The sequence below is a fragment of the Longispora albida DSM 44784 genome (assembly GCF_000379825.1).
In the GTDB taxonomy this organism is placed as follows: Bacteria; Actinomycetota; Actinomycetes; order Mycobacteriales; family Micromonosporaceae; genus Longispora; species Longispora albida.
On sequence record NZ_KB903834.1, the window covers coordinates 189,512 to 203,234 of the forward strand.

Here is a 13,723-nt window from a genome sequence, read left to right on the forward strand (position 1 = left end):
GCATCCGTCCGGTGTGGTTCGCCGAACGGCCCGGGGCGGCCAGCACTACGCTGGGGATCATGACAGTGGCGAGCAGGGTGTACGTCGCCCGGCTGGCAGGCATCGCCGTCTTCGACCCGAACGGCGACCAGGTCGGCCGGGTCCGGGACGTGCTGGCGCGTGCCCGCACGGACGGCCAGCCCTCCCGCGTCCTCGGCCTGATCTCCGAGATCCCGGCCGTCCGGCGGATCTTCATCCCGATGGGCCGGGTGACCGTGATGGACGCCGACGCCGTCGTGCTGTCCACCGGCACGCTCAGCCTGCGCCGGTTCGCCAAGCGGACCGGTGAGCTGCTGGTCATCGAGGAGCTGCTCGACCGGCGGGTCGTGCTCCCCGACGGGCGCAAGGCCACTGTGGTCGACGTCGCGATGGAGAAGGCCCGTACCGGCGACTGGCTGCTGAGCAGGGTCGCCGTCCGCGAGTACACCGGCAGGCTCAGCCGCCGGGGCAACCTGGTCCAGCTCGACTGGGCCGAGGTACCCGGGCTGACCGGCACCCCGCACGAGCAGGGCACGGACGCGCTGATCGCCACAATGGACAACATGCGCGCCGCCGACGTGGCGAACGTGCTCCAGGACCTCGACGAGCGCCGCCGCTTCGACGTGGCCGCCGCCCTCAACGACGAGCGGCTCGCCGACGTCCTCCAGGAACTCCCCGAGCACGACCAGGTGGAGATCCTCACCGCGCTCGACAAGGAACGCGCTGCGGACGTCCTGGAGGAGATGGACCCCGACGACGCCGCCGACCTGCTGCACGAGCTCCCCGAGCCCGACCAGGCCGAGCTGCTCGGGCTGATGGAGCCGGAGGAGGCCCAGCCGGTCCGCCAGCTGCTCGAGTACTCCCCCGGTACGGCCGGGTCGCTGATGACGAGCGAGCCGGTGGTGCTGACGCCGGACACCTCGATCGCCGAGGCACTGGCGATGATCCGGGTGCAGCAGCTCGCCCCGGCCATCGCGGCGCAGGTCTTCGTCACCCGGTCGCCCACGCTGACGCCGACCGGCAAGTACCTGGGTGTCGCCCACTTCCAGTCGCTGCTCCGCGAGCCGCCCGCCGACCTCGTGGGCGGGATCGTCGACAACGACATCGACCCGCTGACCCCGGAGACACCGATCCTGGAAGTGACCCGGCGGATGGCCACGTACAACCTGGTCGCCATGCCGGTCGTGGACGACGCCGGCCGGCTGCTCGGCGCGGTCACCGTCGACGACCTGCTCGACCACCTGCTGCCCTCCGACTGGCGTGACCGTGAGCGGCATGGCTGAGGGACGCGGGCGGCGGGCCGAACCAGCAGGCCGGCGGGATCCGGGCTCACGGCTCGACCAGCCGGCCGAGCGCGGGTGGCGGATGCCGCGGTTCGACGCGGAGGTGTTCGGGAGCTTCGCCGAGACGTTCGCCCGGTTCATGGGTACCGCGCGGTTCATCTTCTACATGACGGTGTTCGTGATCGCCTGGGTGGTGATCAACGTTGTCGGGATATGGGGGCTGCACTGGGACCCGTACCCGTTCATCCTGCTCAACCTGTTCTTCTCCACGCAGGCTTCCTACGCGGCCCCGCTGATCCTGCTCGCGCAGAACCGCCAGGCCGACCGCGACCGGCTGACGGCCGACGAGGACCGGCGGCGCGCGGCGGCCCAGAAGGCCGACACGGAGTACCTGGCCCGCGAGATCGCCTCGCTGCGGATCGCGCTCGGCGAGGTGGCCACGCGGGACTTCGTCCGCGCCGAGCTGTCCCGGCTGGTGGAGGAAGTCACCGAGCGTACGGAGAAGGGGAAGCGGGACAAGCAGGGTTAGCTCGCCCACATCTGGGGGCCTCTGGGCCCGGCCGGGCCGGTGAGCTGGGCATTCTTGCTGGATGCCCGAGACCAAGGAGACCAGGGAACCCAAGCGGCTGGAGATCAACGCCGTCCAGCTGCTGGCGGGCTGCCTGGCCGCCGTGTCAGCGGCCTTCGCCGCCTCCTGGCTGGGCGTGGCCGGCACCCTGACCGGCGCGGCCCTGGGCAGCATCGTCGCGGCCGTCGGCAGCGCCCTCTACAGCCACTCGCTCAACCGGGCCAAGGACCGCATCCAGCAGGCCCGCGGGCAGGCCCCGACCCTGGTCACCCCGGCAGCCGACCCGGAAGAGACGGCCACGGTGCCAGGGGACCTGACCGAGGCCGTCACGACGCCGGGCGGTGCGGTCGGCATGGCGCGCGTCCCACGCGGGACGCTGTACGTCCCGGCGGCTCCGGTGCGCAAGCGGCCCAGGTGGGCGGTGATCGCGGCCAGTGCCGCCGTGTTCTTCGGGATCGCGCTGACCGGGATCACGGTGGTCGAGGTCGCCGCCGGCGAGTCGCTGTCCACCCTGTTCGGCGGGGACAGACGCCAGACGACACTGTTCGGCGGCGGCGGGCAGCAGAAAGAAGAAAAGCCCCAGCCGGTACCCGACGAGCCCGAACCCGGCCAGAGCCCGTCACCCCAGCCGAGCCATCCGTCCACACCGGACACTCCGGCACCGTCGCCGGCTCCGGTGTCCCCGACGCCGAGCCCGTCACCGGTACCGTCGCCCACGCCCAGCAAGTCGCCGACGCCTACTCCCCTGGCCCCGACGCCGACCCCGTCGGCCTCCCGCTAGCGCGCGGCCCACTCCGAGGCGAGCATCGCGTAGACGACCTCGTCGGTCCACTCGCCCTTGACGAACTCGTTCTGGACGAGGTGAGCCTCGCGGCGCATGCCCAGCCGTTCGAGCAGCCGGGCCGACGGCGTGTTGCGGCCGTCCAGCCTGCCGACGATCCGGTGCAGGCCGAGGCCGTCGAAGCCCAGCCGGAGCATCGGCTCCGCCGCCTCCGTCGCGTACCCCTGGCCAGCGTATGCCGGGCTGAACACGTACCCGACCTCGCCCTGACGGTGCTCGGCGCTGACCCAGTGCAGGAGGACGTGACCGATCACGGCACCCGTCTCCTTCAGCTCGACGACGAGGCTCAGGTAGTCGTCCGGTTCCCGGAGGGCGGTGCCGGCGGCCCGCCTGGCGACCAGCTCCTCGACGGCGGCCAGGTCACGCGGCTCGGAGTACAGGTACCGGTGCACCTCGGGCAGCGATTCGAAAGCGTGGACGCCGGCCACGTCGGCCGGGGCGAAGGGGCGGAGGAGGAGCCGGGGCGTGACAATCGGGTACTCGGGGCTCAGCATCGGCCAACAGTAGCGAGCGGCGTGTGTTTCGGAGCACCGGTGAAGTGGGCCGCCGGCCGGGCGACGTACATTATGAGCATGTCTGCCCCTGCCGTTACCGAGCTCGAGTCCGCGATCCGCGCGGCGCTCGCCACCGTCAACGACCCGGAGATCCGCCGGCCGATCACCGACCTCGGCATGGTCCGTGAGGTCGTGGTTTCCGCCGCCGGCCTGGTGACCGTCGGCATCGACCTGACCGTGGCCGGCTGCCCGCTCAAGGACAAGCTCACCTCGGACATCACCGCCGCCGTCAGCGCGGTCGGCGGGGTCAGCGCCGTGGCTGTCGAGTTCGGCGTGATGACCGACGAGCAGCGCAAGGCCCTCCAGACCACCCTGCGGGGCGGGGCCGCCGCCGAGCCGGTGATCCCCTTCGCCCAGCCCAGCTCTCGCACCAGGGTGTACGCGATCGCCTCCGGCAAGGGCGGCGTCGGCAAGTCCAGCGTCACGGTGAACCTGGCAGCCGCGCTCGCGGCCAAGGGCCTGTCGGTCGGCGTGGTCGACGCGGACATCTACGGCCACTCCGTGCCCCGCATGCTCGGCGCCGACGGCCGCCCGACCCAGGTCGAGGACATGATCATGCCGCCGCAGGCGCACGGCGTGAAGGTGATCTCGATCGGCATGTTCACCCAGGGCAACGCCGCCGTCGTCTGGCGCGGGCCGATGCTGCACCGGGCACTCCAGCAGTTCCTCGCCGACGTGTACTGGGGCGACCTCGACGTCCTCCTCCTCGACCTGCCGCCCGGCACCGGCGACATCGCGATCTCCGTCGCGCAGCTCCTGCCGAACTCGGAGATCATCGTGATCACCACCCCGCAGGCAGCTGCGGCCGAGGTCGCGGAGCGGGCCGGGGCGATCGCCCTCCAGACCCACCAGCGCATCGTCGGCGTCATCGAGAACATGTCGTGGCTGGAGCTGCCGGACGGCTCGAAGATGGACGTGTTCGGCACGGGCGGCGGCCAGCAGGTCTCCGAGGCCCTCACCAAGATCATTGGCGCCCCGGTACCGATGCTCGGCCAGATCCCGCTCGACACCGGTGTCCGCGAGGGCGGCGACATCGGCCAGCCCGCCGTCCTGGCCACGCCGGACAGCCCGGCAGGCAAGGCACTCCGCGCGGTCGCCGACAAGCTCGCGATCCGCCGCGAAAGCCTCGTCGGCAAGCCCTTGAGCTTGAAGCCTTCTCGGTAGTGCCGACCCGCTGAGAACGAATCTGGACTGCGCAACGAGAAGACCCGCATACAACACCGGTATGCGGGTCTTCTCGTTGCTTGCCAGATCCGCCCTCAGCGGGCCACCTCAGGTCAGATCAAGAGCGAAAGCTCAGGAGAACCCGATCGTCACGTTGCTTCGGTGTCGAAGCGGCGACGCACGGGAGACTGTTCGGCGACTGGGGCCGGGGCTTCCCAGGACGGGTCCTTGCGGGGGTCGCGCAGCGCCTCGTTCAGCTCGCGCTTGAGGTCCTCGGCCTGGTTGCGGAACAGCGACTGGTCCTCGTCGCTCAGCACGTGCTTGCGGATGAACGTCTTCGGGTGCAGGTCCTCGAGCTGGATGTCCTTGCCCATCTCGCGGCCCAGGTCTGAGGTCGCGTTGGCGGCCATCTGCCGGACGTTGCGGATGAAGCGCATGCCGTCGCTGATCGCCTTCGGCAGCTTCTCCGGGCCGAAGATGAACAACCCGACCAGGACGAGCAGGATGATCTCGGGCCAGCCGAGGTTCTCGAACATCGCTGCTCCCCACGCACTACGCGATCTGTCACGTCCGCACCCGGGGCGGCGCGACGCTGCGGCTGCGCCCTCAGGTACCAGGCGCCACCGTACCCGCCCGTGGTGTACGGCCGCCAGCAGCAGCCTGACTACTTCGTGTCGGCGGTGAGGGTGAGCTGCCCGGTCTGCTTGGCGCCGTCCCGTCTGTACTCGATCGTCACGACCGAGCCGGGTGGCAGCTTGCGGATCTGCGCGATGATGTCCGGCCCGCCCTCGACGAGCCGGCCGTTGAAGACGGTGATGACGTCGCCGGTCTTCAGCCCGGCCTTGGCCGCTGGCCCGCTGTCGGCGGTACCGGTGAGCTTGGCGCCGGGCCCGTTGTAGCCGGTGTCGAGGTTCGCGCCGATCACGGTCCGCCGCGCGGTACCGGATTGCATGATCTCGGTCGCCACCCGCCTGGCCTGGTTGATCGGGACGGCGAAGCCGATGCCGACGTTGCCGGCCGTGCCGGGCTTCTCTTCCTTGCTGGCCGTGATGATCTGCTCGTTGACGCCGATGACCCGGCCGCCGGCGTCGACGAGCGGGCCGCCGGAGTTGCCGTGGTTGATCGCGGCGTCGGTCTGGATCGCCGCGAAGTACGAGCCGGCCTGCCCGTCGCTGGACGGCGAGGGCCTGGCCCGGTCGAGGGCGCTGACGATGCCGTAGGTGACGGTCTTGTCCTGGCCGAGCGGCGTGCCGAGCGCCAGGACCGGGTCGCCGACCGCGAGCTTGTCCGAGTCTCCGAACATGATCGGGGTGAGCCCGGTCCGGTCGGCCTTGAGGACGGCGATGTCGGACTCGACGTCCTTGCCGACCAGCTTGGCTGGCGTCTCGGTACCGTCATCGAAGGCGACCGTGTACTTGCCTTCCTTCACCCCGGACACCACGTGCTCGTTCGTCACGATGTAACCGTCGGGCGTGATGATGAACCCGGAACCGGTGCTCTGCACCTTGGTGTCCTGTGCCCGGACGGTCACCAGGCTCGGCAGGACCTTCTTGACCGTGGCCGCCAGCGACTCGGGCGCCCGGTTGGTGACCGGGGCCGGCTTGTTGTCGACCTGGCCGACGAGCGGGCCGCTGCCCGCGCCGTTCCTGGCGGCGAACACGTAGCCGAAGGCACCGCCCAGCGCGCCGGCCAGCAGTGCCGACACGACAGCGACGGTGAGCACCATGCTGAGCCCCGCGCGGCCTGCCGGGCGGGGCGGGGCCGGCGGTTCGAGCTGCGGCACCGAGGGTTGCGGGTGGAGGACGACGACGGCCGGTGTGGCCGGGTTACGCCAGGGGTCGTTCGGTGCGTCCGACCACCACGGCGATTCCGGGAAATTCGCCCCATTCTGCTGCGCAGATCCGGAAAGATGCGGCACCCCAGCTCCTCCCCTCCAGACGCGATCGCCTCCAGCATCGCACGCGGAGTCCAGTCCAGGCCCCCCGGTTGTCCCCAACCCTCTAGGCTTGGACAGATCCCACAGGAGGTGCGCCATCGACAGGTCTGTGGGCGGTCCCCGTCCGCCCATCCCGTCCGAACCCGACGGAGGCTTTTCCGGTGTACCTCAGCAGCGCCAGCTCGCCAGGGAGGCCCGCGAGTTCGCCGAGGCGTACGTGCCAGAGGACAGTGTGCTCGCCAAGGCCCGGGCCAGGGGCAGCGAGCTGGGCCTGACACCCATCCAGCCCGGCGGCGGGTCGGCACTGCGCGCGCTCGCAGCCGCCACGCACGCCAAGGCCGTCGTGGAGATCGGTACCGGGACCGGCGTGAGTGGACTGTGGCTGCTGCGCGGGATGCGACCCGACGGCGTGCTGACCACTATGGACGCCGAGGCCGAGCACCAGCGGTACGCGCGGCAGGCGTTCCTCGAGGCCGGTTTCCCGCCCGGGCGCGCCCGCCTGATCACCGGCCGGGCGCTGGAGGTGCTGCCCCGGCTCGCCGACGCGGCCTACGATCTGGTCTTTGTGGACGGCGAGAAGTACGAGTACCCGCAGTACGTCGCCGAGGCGCAGCGGCTGCTCCGCCCGGGCGGGGTGCTCGCCCTCGACAACGCGCTGTGGGGCGGGCGGGTGCTCGACCCGGCGGCGCGGGACAGCGAGACCCTCGCGGTACGCGAGACGGTCAAGTGGCTGCGTGAGGCTCCTGACTGGATCCCGGCCCTGCTGCCGGTCGGCGACGGGCTCCTGGTGGCCGTCAAGCGTTAGGGCCTGGACCCGGGCCCCAGCTAGCCGTGTGCCGTCCAGGACGCCGGCGCTGACGGGGTACCAGCGGACGAGGCGTCGTGGGCGGCCTTGCGGACCCGGGCTGACACAAGCACTCTCGCGACACGGGTTACGCGGCGGCCGGGTAGCCCAGCCCCCGGTACGGTCGGGCTCTGGCGAGAGAACCCGAGGATGGGAGTACCGATGGGCGTCGGGATCAGTCAGGTCCGGCACATCAAGACGCCGGTGTCCGACCTGCTGCGCAGCCTGCGCTTCCTTCTACGGCGCGCCACGGCTGGAGCTGTGAAAGAGCCCCGTCCCGTGACCCGGGACGGGGCTCTTCAAGCAAGGCTCTAGGCCAGGGTGCTCAGCCAGCGGATCAGCATCCGGGTGCCCCAGCCGGTCGCGCCCTTGGAGAACTCCTTGTCGGCGCCCTCCGTCCAGGCGACAGAGGACATGTCGAGGTGTGCCCAGCGGTCACGGGCGGCGCCCGCGTACTCGCGCAGGTACAGGGCCGCCATCACGGTACCGGCGCCGACCTCGGTCGAGTTGACCCAGTCGGCGACGTCGCTGCGCAGGTCGTCCACGTAGTCCGCCGGGAGCGGGAGCTGCCACATGCGCTCGCCGACCTGCTCGCCGGCCTCGGTCAGCGCCTTGGCGAGATCCGGGGCGTCGCTGAACAGCGCAGCGGTCTTCTTGCCGAGCGAGACGTTCTGGGCGCCGGTCAGGGTGGCCAGGTCGATCAGGTAGTCGGGGCTGAGGTTCGCAGCCGCGTACGCGAGGGCGTCGGCCAGCACGACCCGGCCCTCGGCGTCGGTGTTCAGGATCTCGGTCGTGCCGCCGCCCCAGTGGGTCACGATGTCGCCGGGCCGGAAGGCCGACTCGCTGACCGCGTTCTCCGCGAGCGGGGTGAGGACGGTGATCTTGACCGGCAGCTTGAGCCGCGCGGCACCGAGCACGGCGGCCGCGACGGCAGCCGCGCCGCCCATGTCCTTGCGCATGAGCAGCATGGCCGCGGCCGGCTTGATGGAGATGCCGCCGGTGTCGAACGTGATGCCCTTGCCGACCAGGACGACGTGCTGGGTCGCGCCCTCCGGCGCCCAGGTCAGCTGGACCAGGCGCGGGCCACGGGTCGAGCCGCCGCCGACGGCCAGGATGCCGCCGAAGCCCTCGTCGGCGAGCTGACCGGGCTCCCAGATCTTCACGTCGACGCCGCCGACGGCCTCAGCCGCGGCGCGGAACTGCTCAGCCAGCCACTCCGGGGTCTTCTCGCCCGAATGCGTGTTGACCCAGTCGCGGGCGGCCAGGGTCACCTCGGCCGTCACGATGCCGGCCTGCACGGCCTGCTCGTCCGCCTCACCGGCCAGGATCACCTCGGCCAGCTTGGGCGCCTTGTCCTCGGACAGCGGCACGGCACGGAACCTGTACGCCGCGAGCCGCAGCCCCTCGGCCAGCCCCGACAGCTCCGCGGTGGTCAGCCCGGCCGGCAGCCCGACCGTGACGGATGTCTCCCGGCTGGCAGCCCGGGTCAGAGCGGCACCGAAGGCCCGCCACCCGGCCTCGCCGCCCTCGCCGACACCGATCAGATAAGTCTTGCGCGGGGTACCCAGCGGCCTCGGCAGTGCCGCCGTCTCACCGGCCTTGCCCTTGTGCTCCGCCTGCTCCAGGAACGCGGTCAGCTCTTCGTCGAACTGCCCTTCCTGCTCCGGGAACACGGGCAGCGCGAGCGCCTCCGGCGTGCCACGGTCGGCGGTGAGACGGATGTCGAGCTGCACTGTGCCTCCTGGTGCCCCGATTATTGATCTTGAGACTACAACGAGCCGTGCCCGCCCGGGACCAGGTCAGCCGACGTATCGGCGACCGGCACCCGGCGGGCACGGCTACACAGAGGGGGGACTAGCCCACCACTTCCCGCAGTGCCTCCCCGAGACCCTTGGCCTCGTCAGGAGTCATCTCCACAACGAGCCTGCCGCCACCCTCCAGCGGGACGCGCATCACGATGCCCCGACCTTCCTTGGTGACCTCCAGCGGACCGTCGCCCGTCCGCGGCTTCATGGCCGCCATGCTGTCTCCCCTCAATCAAGCCGCATACAACCGCACATGTAGTTGATCTTCATGAGTCAACGCACGCGCCAACCAATGATTTTCCCTGATAACCGCCCCTGATCCCAAACCGCCGCCGCAAGAATGTGACAGAAGTTTGGATTTTTTGGGGCTTAACTGTCACACTCTTTCGGGTGCAAGCGCGCTCGGCGCTCTTCGATCTGTACGGCGATCACCTCCGGCCACGGGGTGGCGCCGCCCCGGTCGCGGCCCTCGTCCGTCTTCTCGCACCGCTCGGCATAGCGGCCCCAGCGGTGCGGACAGCCGTGTCCCGCATGGTCAGGCAAGGCTGGCTCCAGCCTGTCAAGTTACCGGACGGCGCGGGCTACCGGCTCACCCTGAAAGCGGTCAGGCGGCTCGACGACGCGGCAGCCCGGATCTATCGGACAGAACGCCTCGGCTGGGACGGCAAGTTCGACCTCATCGTGGTGACACTTCCCACTGAGCGGGCCGAGCGGAACAAGATCGCGGCAGACCTGGCCTTCCTCGGGTACGGGGCGCTGGACGGCGGGACCTGGCTGTCTCCCCGGCCGGCCCCGGAGATCGACGCGCTGCTGACCGATACCGGCGTCAGGTACGAGCGGTTCACCGCCGAGCACTTCGCGGGGGCCGGGGGCGCCGCGGCGCTGGTCCGGCGGGCGTGGGACCTGGAGGCGCTGGGCGAGGCGTACGCGGAGTTCATCGCGGCCCAGCAGCCGATCGTGCGGCTGGCCGCCGAGGTGAGCGACGAGGTGGCGTACGCCGCGCGGTTCCGGCTGGTGCACGCCTGGCGTACCTTCCTGTTCCAGGATCCGCAGCTGCCACCGGCGCTGCTGCCCGAGCGCTGGGCCGGAGCCACGGCCGCGGCGTTCTTCGACCGGCACGCCGGCAGGCTGCGCCCGGCGGCCGATAGGTTCGTGGACACGTGTCTGAGCGAAGACTGAACGAGCACACAGGAGTGAACATGGCCGACCCGCTGCTGGTCGAGTACGCCGACGGCGTCGCGACCCTGACCCTCAACCGCCCGGAGGCGTACAACTCGCTGGACGTGGCGCTCAAGGAGGCGCTGCGGGACGCGCTGGCCCAGGTGAGCGCGGACAAGGACGTGCGGGCTGTGCTGCTGACCGGGTCCGGCAAGGCCTTCTGCGCCGGCCAGGATCTCCGGGAGCACGCCGCGACGCTGGCCAGCGGGTCCGCCAACCCGCTCCAGACCGTCCACGAGCACTACAACCCGATCGCGCAGCGGCTGGCTTCGCTGCCGAAGCCGGTCATCGCCGCGGTGAACGGCTCGGCGGCCGGTGCCGGGGCCTCGCTGGCCCTGCTGGCCGACTTCCGGGTCGGCGGGCCGAAGACGAGCATGCTGATGGCCTTCGCGAAGGTCGGGCTGGCTGCCGACACCGGCGCGTCGTGGATCCTGCCCCGGATGGTCGGGCACGCCAAGGCCACCGAGTTGCTGCTGCTGGCCGAGCCTGTGGGCGCGCAGGAACTGCTGTCGCTGGGCCTGCTGACGAAGCTCGTCGAGGACGACGCCGACGTGCTGCCGGTGGCCCGTGAGCTGGCGGTGCGGCTGGCGCAGGGGCCGACGACCGCGTACGGCGCGATCAAGCGGCAGCTGTCCATCGCCACAGCGTCCGGCCTGGCCGACTCGCTGGCCGTGGAGGCTGAGGCTCAGGCGATCTGCGGCCGGACCGAGGACCACCGGGCGTCCACGGCTGCCTTCGTCGCCAAGGAGAAGCCGGTCTTCACCGGCCGGTAAGCAAGCTTCCTCATAGGAATCTCACAGGGTGGGGGCCTACCGTCCCCGGCATGACGGACATCGCGCGGTTGCTCCGCCGGGTCTCCTTCGGCCCCCGCCCCGACGAGCTGGCCGCAGCCGAGCTGGCCGGCTTCGACGCGACGCTCGCAGCCCTGCTCCAGCCCGGTCCCGCCGTGACGTATCCGGCGCTCGATCCGCGGGCCGACCGGGCCAGGCAGAAGGAGGAACGCCGGCAGCTCGCGCTGTGGTGGGTGGGGCAGATGGTGTCGAGCCCCTCCCCCGGGTACGAGAAACTGGTTTTGTTCTGGCACGGTCACTGGGCGACGAGCATCCGCAAGGCTGGGCCGGCGCTGATGGCCAGGCAGCAGCAGACCTTCCGCGCGCACGCCCATGACTTCGGCGCGCTGAGCCGGGCGATGGTGGCCGATCCGGCCCTCCTGGTCTGGCTCGACGCCCAGCAGAACACGAAGAAGGCCCCGAACGAGAATCTCGCCAGGGAGCTGCTGGAGCTGTTCACGCTGGGCGTGGGCAACTACTCCGAGGACGATGTTCTGGAAGCCGCCCGGGTGCTGACCGGCTGGCGGGTCGACCGGGCGGCGATGACGGCCACCCTGGACCCGAAGCGGCACGACGACGGCGCGGCGACCGTGCTCGGGAAGACCAGCCAGTTCACGGCACAGTCCCTTGTGGACCATCTGCTCGCCCAGCCGGCGTGCGCGAAGCACGTGGCCGGGCAGCTCGGTGCCTACTACGGCGGCGCGGGCGGCTCGCTGCGCGAAATCTGGTCGAATCTGGGCGGCGAGGTCGTCCGGCCGCCGATCGACTGGGCGGTGAGCGCGATGCGGCAGCTCGGCGTCCAGCCGAAGATGGAGCTGCTGCGCGGCCTGACCGACCTGGGGCAGGTGCCGTTCGCGCCGCCGAACGTTGGCGGCTGGCCCTCGGGCGCCGCGTGGCTGACCACCTCCGCGGCGCAGGCCAGGCTCCAGGTCGCTGCCGCGATCGCCGACGCCGCGAAGACAGATCTTTCCTCGGTACCAGCGAAGGAGCGGCCGGACCGCCTCGCGAAGCTCCTCGCCGTCGGCGCCTGGACCGACCGCACCCGTGCCGCGCTGTCGGCAGCCGACCGCGACGTGAAGCAGCTGGTCACCCTCGGCCTGATCAGCCCCGAGTACCTGGTGGTGTGACGTGGATTCCGTGACCCGGCGCCGGTTCCTGCTGGCGAGTGGCGTGGTGGGGGCCGGTGCCCTCGCGGCCGGCGGCTCGACCATCGCCCTGTCGTCGCTCTTCGAGACCCCCGAGGGCAGAGTCCTCGGTGGACGGCCACTGGTCGTCGTGACCCTGTACGGCGGCAACGACGGCCTGAACACCGTGATCCCGTACACCGACAAGGCGTACCACGCCGCACGGCCCGACCTCGCCTACACCGAGACGCTGACGCTCGGCTCCGGCCTCGGGCTCAACCCGAAGATGTTGGGCTTCAAGAAGCTGTGGGACGCGGGGAAACTCGCGATCGTCCGCGGCGCCGGGTACCCGAAGCCCAACCGGAGCCACTTCAGCTCGATGGACATCTGGCAGACCGGTTCGCCGGACAGTCCGGTGGACACGGGCTGGCTCGGCCGGTGGCTCGACGCGACCAAGGGCGGGCCGCTCGACGCGATCTCCTTCGAACCGGTACTGCCACCGCTGCTCGCAGGCTCCACAGTGGCCGGTGGCTCGGTGCCGCTCAAGGGCTTCACGTCGACGTCGCTGGTGACAGGGCTGGCCGGGCCGGGTGGGCCCTCGCTGCGCGACCGGGTGTCGGCCTCCTACACCGACCTGCTCGCCGTCCGGAAGCTCGCCGTGTCGGTCGACACCGACGAACCAGGCGAGGACGCCGAGCACGAGCAGGGGCCGCTCGCAGCCCAGCTCGACATGACGGCCCGGTGCATCGAGGCCGGGGCGCAGGCCAGGGTGTACTCGGTCAGCCTCGGCGGCTTCGACACCCACGCCGTCGAGAAGGCCGCTTCGGAACGCCTGCTCGGAGAGGTGGACGCGGCGGTCAGCGCGTTCGCCGCCCGGGTACCCGGCGCCGTGGTCCTGGTCTACTCGGAGTTCGGGCGGCGGGTGCGGGGCAACGGCTCCGACGGTACCGACCACGGCACAGCCGGGCCGGCCTTCGTGATCGGCGGCAACGGCGGCTTCTTCGGCCAGCAGCCCAGCCTCACCGACCTCGACCGGGGCGACCTGAAGGCGACCACGGACTTCCGGGACATCTACGGCAGCCTGCTCAGCTCGGTGCTAAACACGGACCCGGGCAAAGTGCTCAACGGCTGGCAGGGCCGCGTCCCCGGCCTGTTCTGAGGTTGTGCCGACCGCCTTAGATCAAGAGCGAAGGTCAAACCAGGGTGGCGAGGGCCGGCTGGTTATTCCTCTTCGGGGTCCAGGTTCACTTCTTCGGCGTTCTCGCCCAGGACGTAGGCCGCCATCGCGAGTTCGTCGTCGGCCGGGGACACGAAGGCCGGGAGTTCGGCCGGGCCGAGCTGCTGGAGGTATGTCCAGAACTGGGCGACCGCCTCGGCCGGGGACTCGGCCTCGATGGGCAGGTCGACACTTACCAGCCAGGAACGCATGATCTCACTCTAGTACGCGTTCACCTGCACTGATCTGCGGGTGAACGGCGCTGGCGCGACAATCATTTGCGTACGTCGATAGACTCGGCAGGACTGGACGGAAGGGGCAC

14 protein-coding genes and 1 pseudogene are annotated in these 13,723 nt (G+C 70.9%); 9 read left to right on the forward strand and 6 right to left on the reverse strand.

Annotated features, from left to right (window positions below; genetic code table 11):
• Positions 1-59 precede the first annotated feature (59 nt).
• From A3G1_RS36025 to A3G1_RS0121410, 3 genes are all read left to right on the forward strand, one after another.
• Entirely contained in the window at positions 60-1,301 is a 1,242-nt protein-coding gene (locus A3G1_RS36025; protein ID WP_051110628.1) for a magnesium transporter MgtE N-terminal domain-containing protein, read from the forward strand.
• Positions 1,294-1,830: a DUF1003 domain-containing protein gene (locus A3G1_RS0121405; protein ID WP_018351534.1), complete on the forward strand. Its 537-nt coding sequence runs from the start codon at positions 1,294-1,296 to the stop codon at positions 1,828-1,830. Before A3G1_RS36025 ends, A3G1_RS0121405 begins: the two co-directional genes overlap by 8 nt.
• Positions 1,831-1,891: 61 nt before the next feature.
• On the forward strand, positions 1,892-2,650 hold the full coding sequence (locus A3G1_RS0121410) for a hypothetical protein (protein ID WP_018351535.1): 759 nt from the start codon (positions 1,892-1,894) through the stop codon (positions 2,648-2,650).
• Here A3G1_RS0121410 and A3G1_RS0121415 read toward each other — a convergent pair.
• A complete protein-coding gene (locus tag A3G1_RS0121415; RefSeq protein ID WP_018351536.1) occupies positions 2,647-3,204 on the reverse strand; it encodes a GNAT family N-acetyltransferase in 558 nt (185 codons plus the stop codon). The two genes, A3G1_RS0121410 and A3G1_RS0121415, sit on opposite strands and share 4 nt — an antisense overlap.
• 78 nt (positions 3,205-3,282) lie before the next feature.
• On the opposite strand from A3G1_RS0121415, the gene A3G1_RS0121420 reads away from it, so the two are divergent.
• The gene (locus A3G1_RS0121420) at positions 3,283-4,428 is read left to right on the forward strand and encodes an Mrp/NBP35 family ATP-binding protein (RefSeq protein ID WP_026212367.1); all 1,146 of its coding nucleotides are present in this window, start codon (positions 3,283-3,285) and stop codon (positions 4,426-4,428) included.
• 149 nt (positions 4,429-4,577) lie between these two features.
• Here the strand turns inward: A3G1_RS0121420 and A3G1_RS0121425 are convergent, their stop codons facing one another.
• Together A3G1_RS0121425 and A3G1_RS0121430 are read right to left on the reverse strand one after the other, a co-directional pair.
• Complete coding sequence (locus tag A3G1_RS0121425) at positions 4,578-4,964, reverse strand: Sec-independent protein translocase subunit TatB (protein ID WP_018351538.1); 387 nt, start codon at positions 4,962-4,964, stop codon at positions 4,578-4,580.
• 128 nt (positions 4,965-5,092) lie between these two features.
• On the reverse strand, positions 5,093-6,154 hold the full coding sequence (locus A3G1_RS0121430; RefSeq protein WP_018351539.1) for a S1C family serine protease: 1,062 nt from the start codon (positions 6,152-6,154) through the stop codon (positions 5,093-5,095).
• A gap of 427 nt (positions 6,155-6,581) precedes the next feature.
• Between A3G1_RS0121430 and A3G1_RS0121435 the strand changes: the two genes are divergently transcribed.
• A complete protein-coding gene (locus A3G1_RS0121435; protein WP_026212368.1) occupies positions 6,582-7,169 on the forward strand; it encodes an O-methyltransferase in 588 nt (195 codons plus the stop codon).
• A gap of 350 nt (positions 7,170-7,519) precedes the next feature.
• Here A3G1_RS0121435 and A3G1_RS0121440 read toward each other — a convergent pair whose 3' ends face one another.
• Together A3G1_RS0121440 and A3G1_RS39750 are read right to left on the reverse strand one after the other, a co-directional pair.
• Entirely contained in the window at positions 7,520-8,941 is a 1,422-nt protein-coding gene (locus A3G1_RS0121440; protein ID WP_018351541.1) for a leucyl aminopeptidase family protein, read from the reverse strand.
• A 121-nt stretch (positions 8,942-9,062) separates the two neighbouring features.
• Positions 9,063-9,230 (reverse strand): DUF3117 domain-containing protein, encoded by a 168-nt coding sequence (locus A3G1_RS39750; RefSeq protein WP_018351542.1) that lies wholly within the window; start codon positions 9,228-9,230, stop codon positions 9,063-9,065.
• A gap of 173 nt (positions 9,231-9,403) precedes the next feature.
• Here A3G1_RS39750 and A3G1_RS0121450 point away from each other — a divergent pair, with 173 nt between their 5' ends.
• Genes A3G1_RS0121450 through A3G1_RS0121465 form a run of 4 tightly spaced genes read left to right on the forward strand, consistent with a single transcriptional unit; the run spans position 9,404 to position 13,344 of the window.
• Positions 9,404-10,192, forward strand: a complete 789-nt coding sequence (locus tag A3G1_RS0121450; protein WP_018351543.1) for a PaaX family transcriptional regulator — start codon at positions 9,404-9,406, stop codon at positions 10,190-10,192.
• A 20-nt stretch (positions 10,193-10,212) separates the two neighbouring features.
• Positions 10,213-11,004, forward strand: a complete 792-nt coding sequence (locus A3G1_RS0121455; protein WP_018351544.1) for an enoyl-CoA hydratase-related protein — start codon at positions 10,213-10,215, stop codon at positions 11,002-11,004.
• 50 nt (positions 11,005-11,054) lie between these two features.
• Entirely contained in the window at positions 11,055-12,188 is a 1,134-nt protein-coding gene (locus A3G1_RS0121460) for a DUF1800 domain-containing protein (RefSeq protein WP_018351545.1), read from the forward strand.
• A gap of 1 nt (position 12,189) precedes the next feature.
• The gene (locus A3G1_RS0121465) at positions 12,190-13,344 is read left to right on the forward strand and encodes a DUF1501 domain-containing protein (protein WP_026212370.1); all 1,155 of its coding nucleotides are present in this window, start codon (positions 12,190-12,192) and stop codon (positions 13,342-13,344) included.
• Positions 13,345-13,406: 62 nt separating this feature from the next.
• Here the strand turns inward: A3G1_RS0121465 and A3G1_RS0121470 are convergent.
• A pseudogene (locus A3G1_RS0121470) lies at positions 13,407-13,604 on the reverse strand (hypothetical protein); the annotation flags it as partial.
• Between the last annotated feature and the right edge of the window lie 119 nt (positions 13,605-13,723).

What these genes read in the sequence shown, in the direction of transcription:
- A3G1_RS36025 (WP_051110628.1), top strand. Translation starts at nt 60, where the DNA reads ATGACAGTGGCGAGCAGGGTGTACGTCGCCCGGCTGGCAGGCATCGCC.
- A3G1_RS0121405 (WP_018351534.1), top strand. Translation starts at nt 1,294, where the DNA reads ATGGCTGAGGGACGCGGGCGGCGGGCCGAACCAGCAGGCCGGCGGGAT.
- A3G1_RS0121410 (WP_018351535.1), top strand. Translation starts at nt 1,892, where the DNA reads ATGCCCGAGACCAAGGAGACCAGGGAACCCAAGCGGCTGGAGATCAAC.
- A3G1_RS0121415 (WP_018351536.1), bottom strand. Translation starts at nt 3,204, where the DNA reads ATGCTGAGCCCCGAGTACCCGATTGTCACGCCCCGGCTCCTCCTCCGC.
- A3G1_RS0121420 (WP_026212367.1), top strand. Translation starts at nt 3,283, where the DNA reads ATGTCTGCCCCTGCCGTTACCGAGCTCGAGTCCGCGATCCGCGCGGCG.
- A3G1_RS0121425 (WP_018351538.1), bottom strand. Translation starts at nt 4,964, where the DNA reads ATGTTCGAGAACCTCGGCTGGCCCGAGATCATCCTGCTCGTCCTGGTC.
- A3G1_RS0121430 (WP_018351539.1), bottom strand. Translation starts at nt 6,154, where the DNA reads ATGGTGCTCACCGTCGCTGTCGTGTCGGCACTGCTGGCCGGCGCGCTG.
- A3G1_RS39750 (WP_018351542.1), bottom strand. Translation starts at nt 9,230, where the DNA reads ATGGCGGCCATGAAGCCGCGGACGGGCGACGGTCCGCTGGAGGTCACC.
- A3G1_RS0121455 (WP_018351544.1), top strand. Translation starts at nt 10,213, where the DNA reads ATGGCCGACCCGCTGCTGGTCGAGTACGCCGACGGCGTCGCGACCCTG.
- A3G1_RS0121460 (WP_018351545.1), top strand. Translation starts at nt 11,055, where the DNA reads ATGACGGACATCGCGCGGTTGCTCCGCCGGGTCTCCTTCGGCCCCCGC.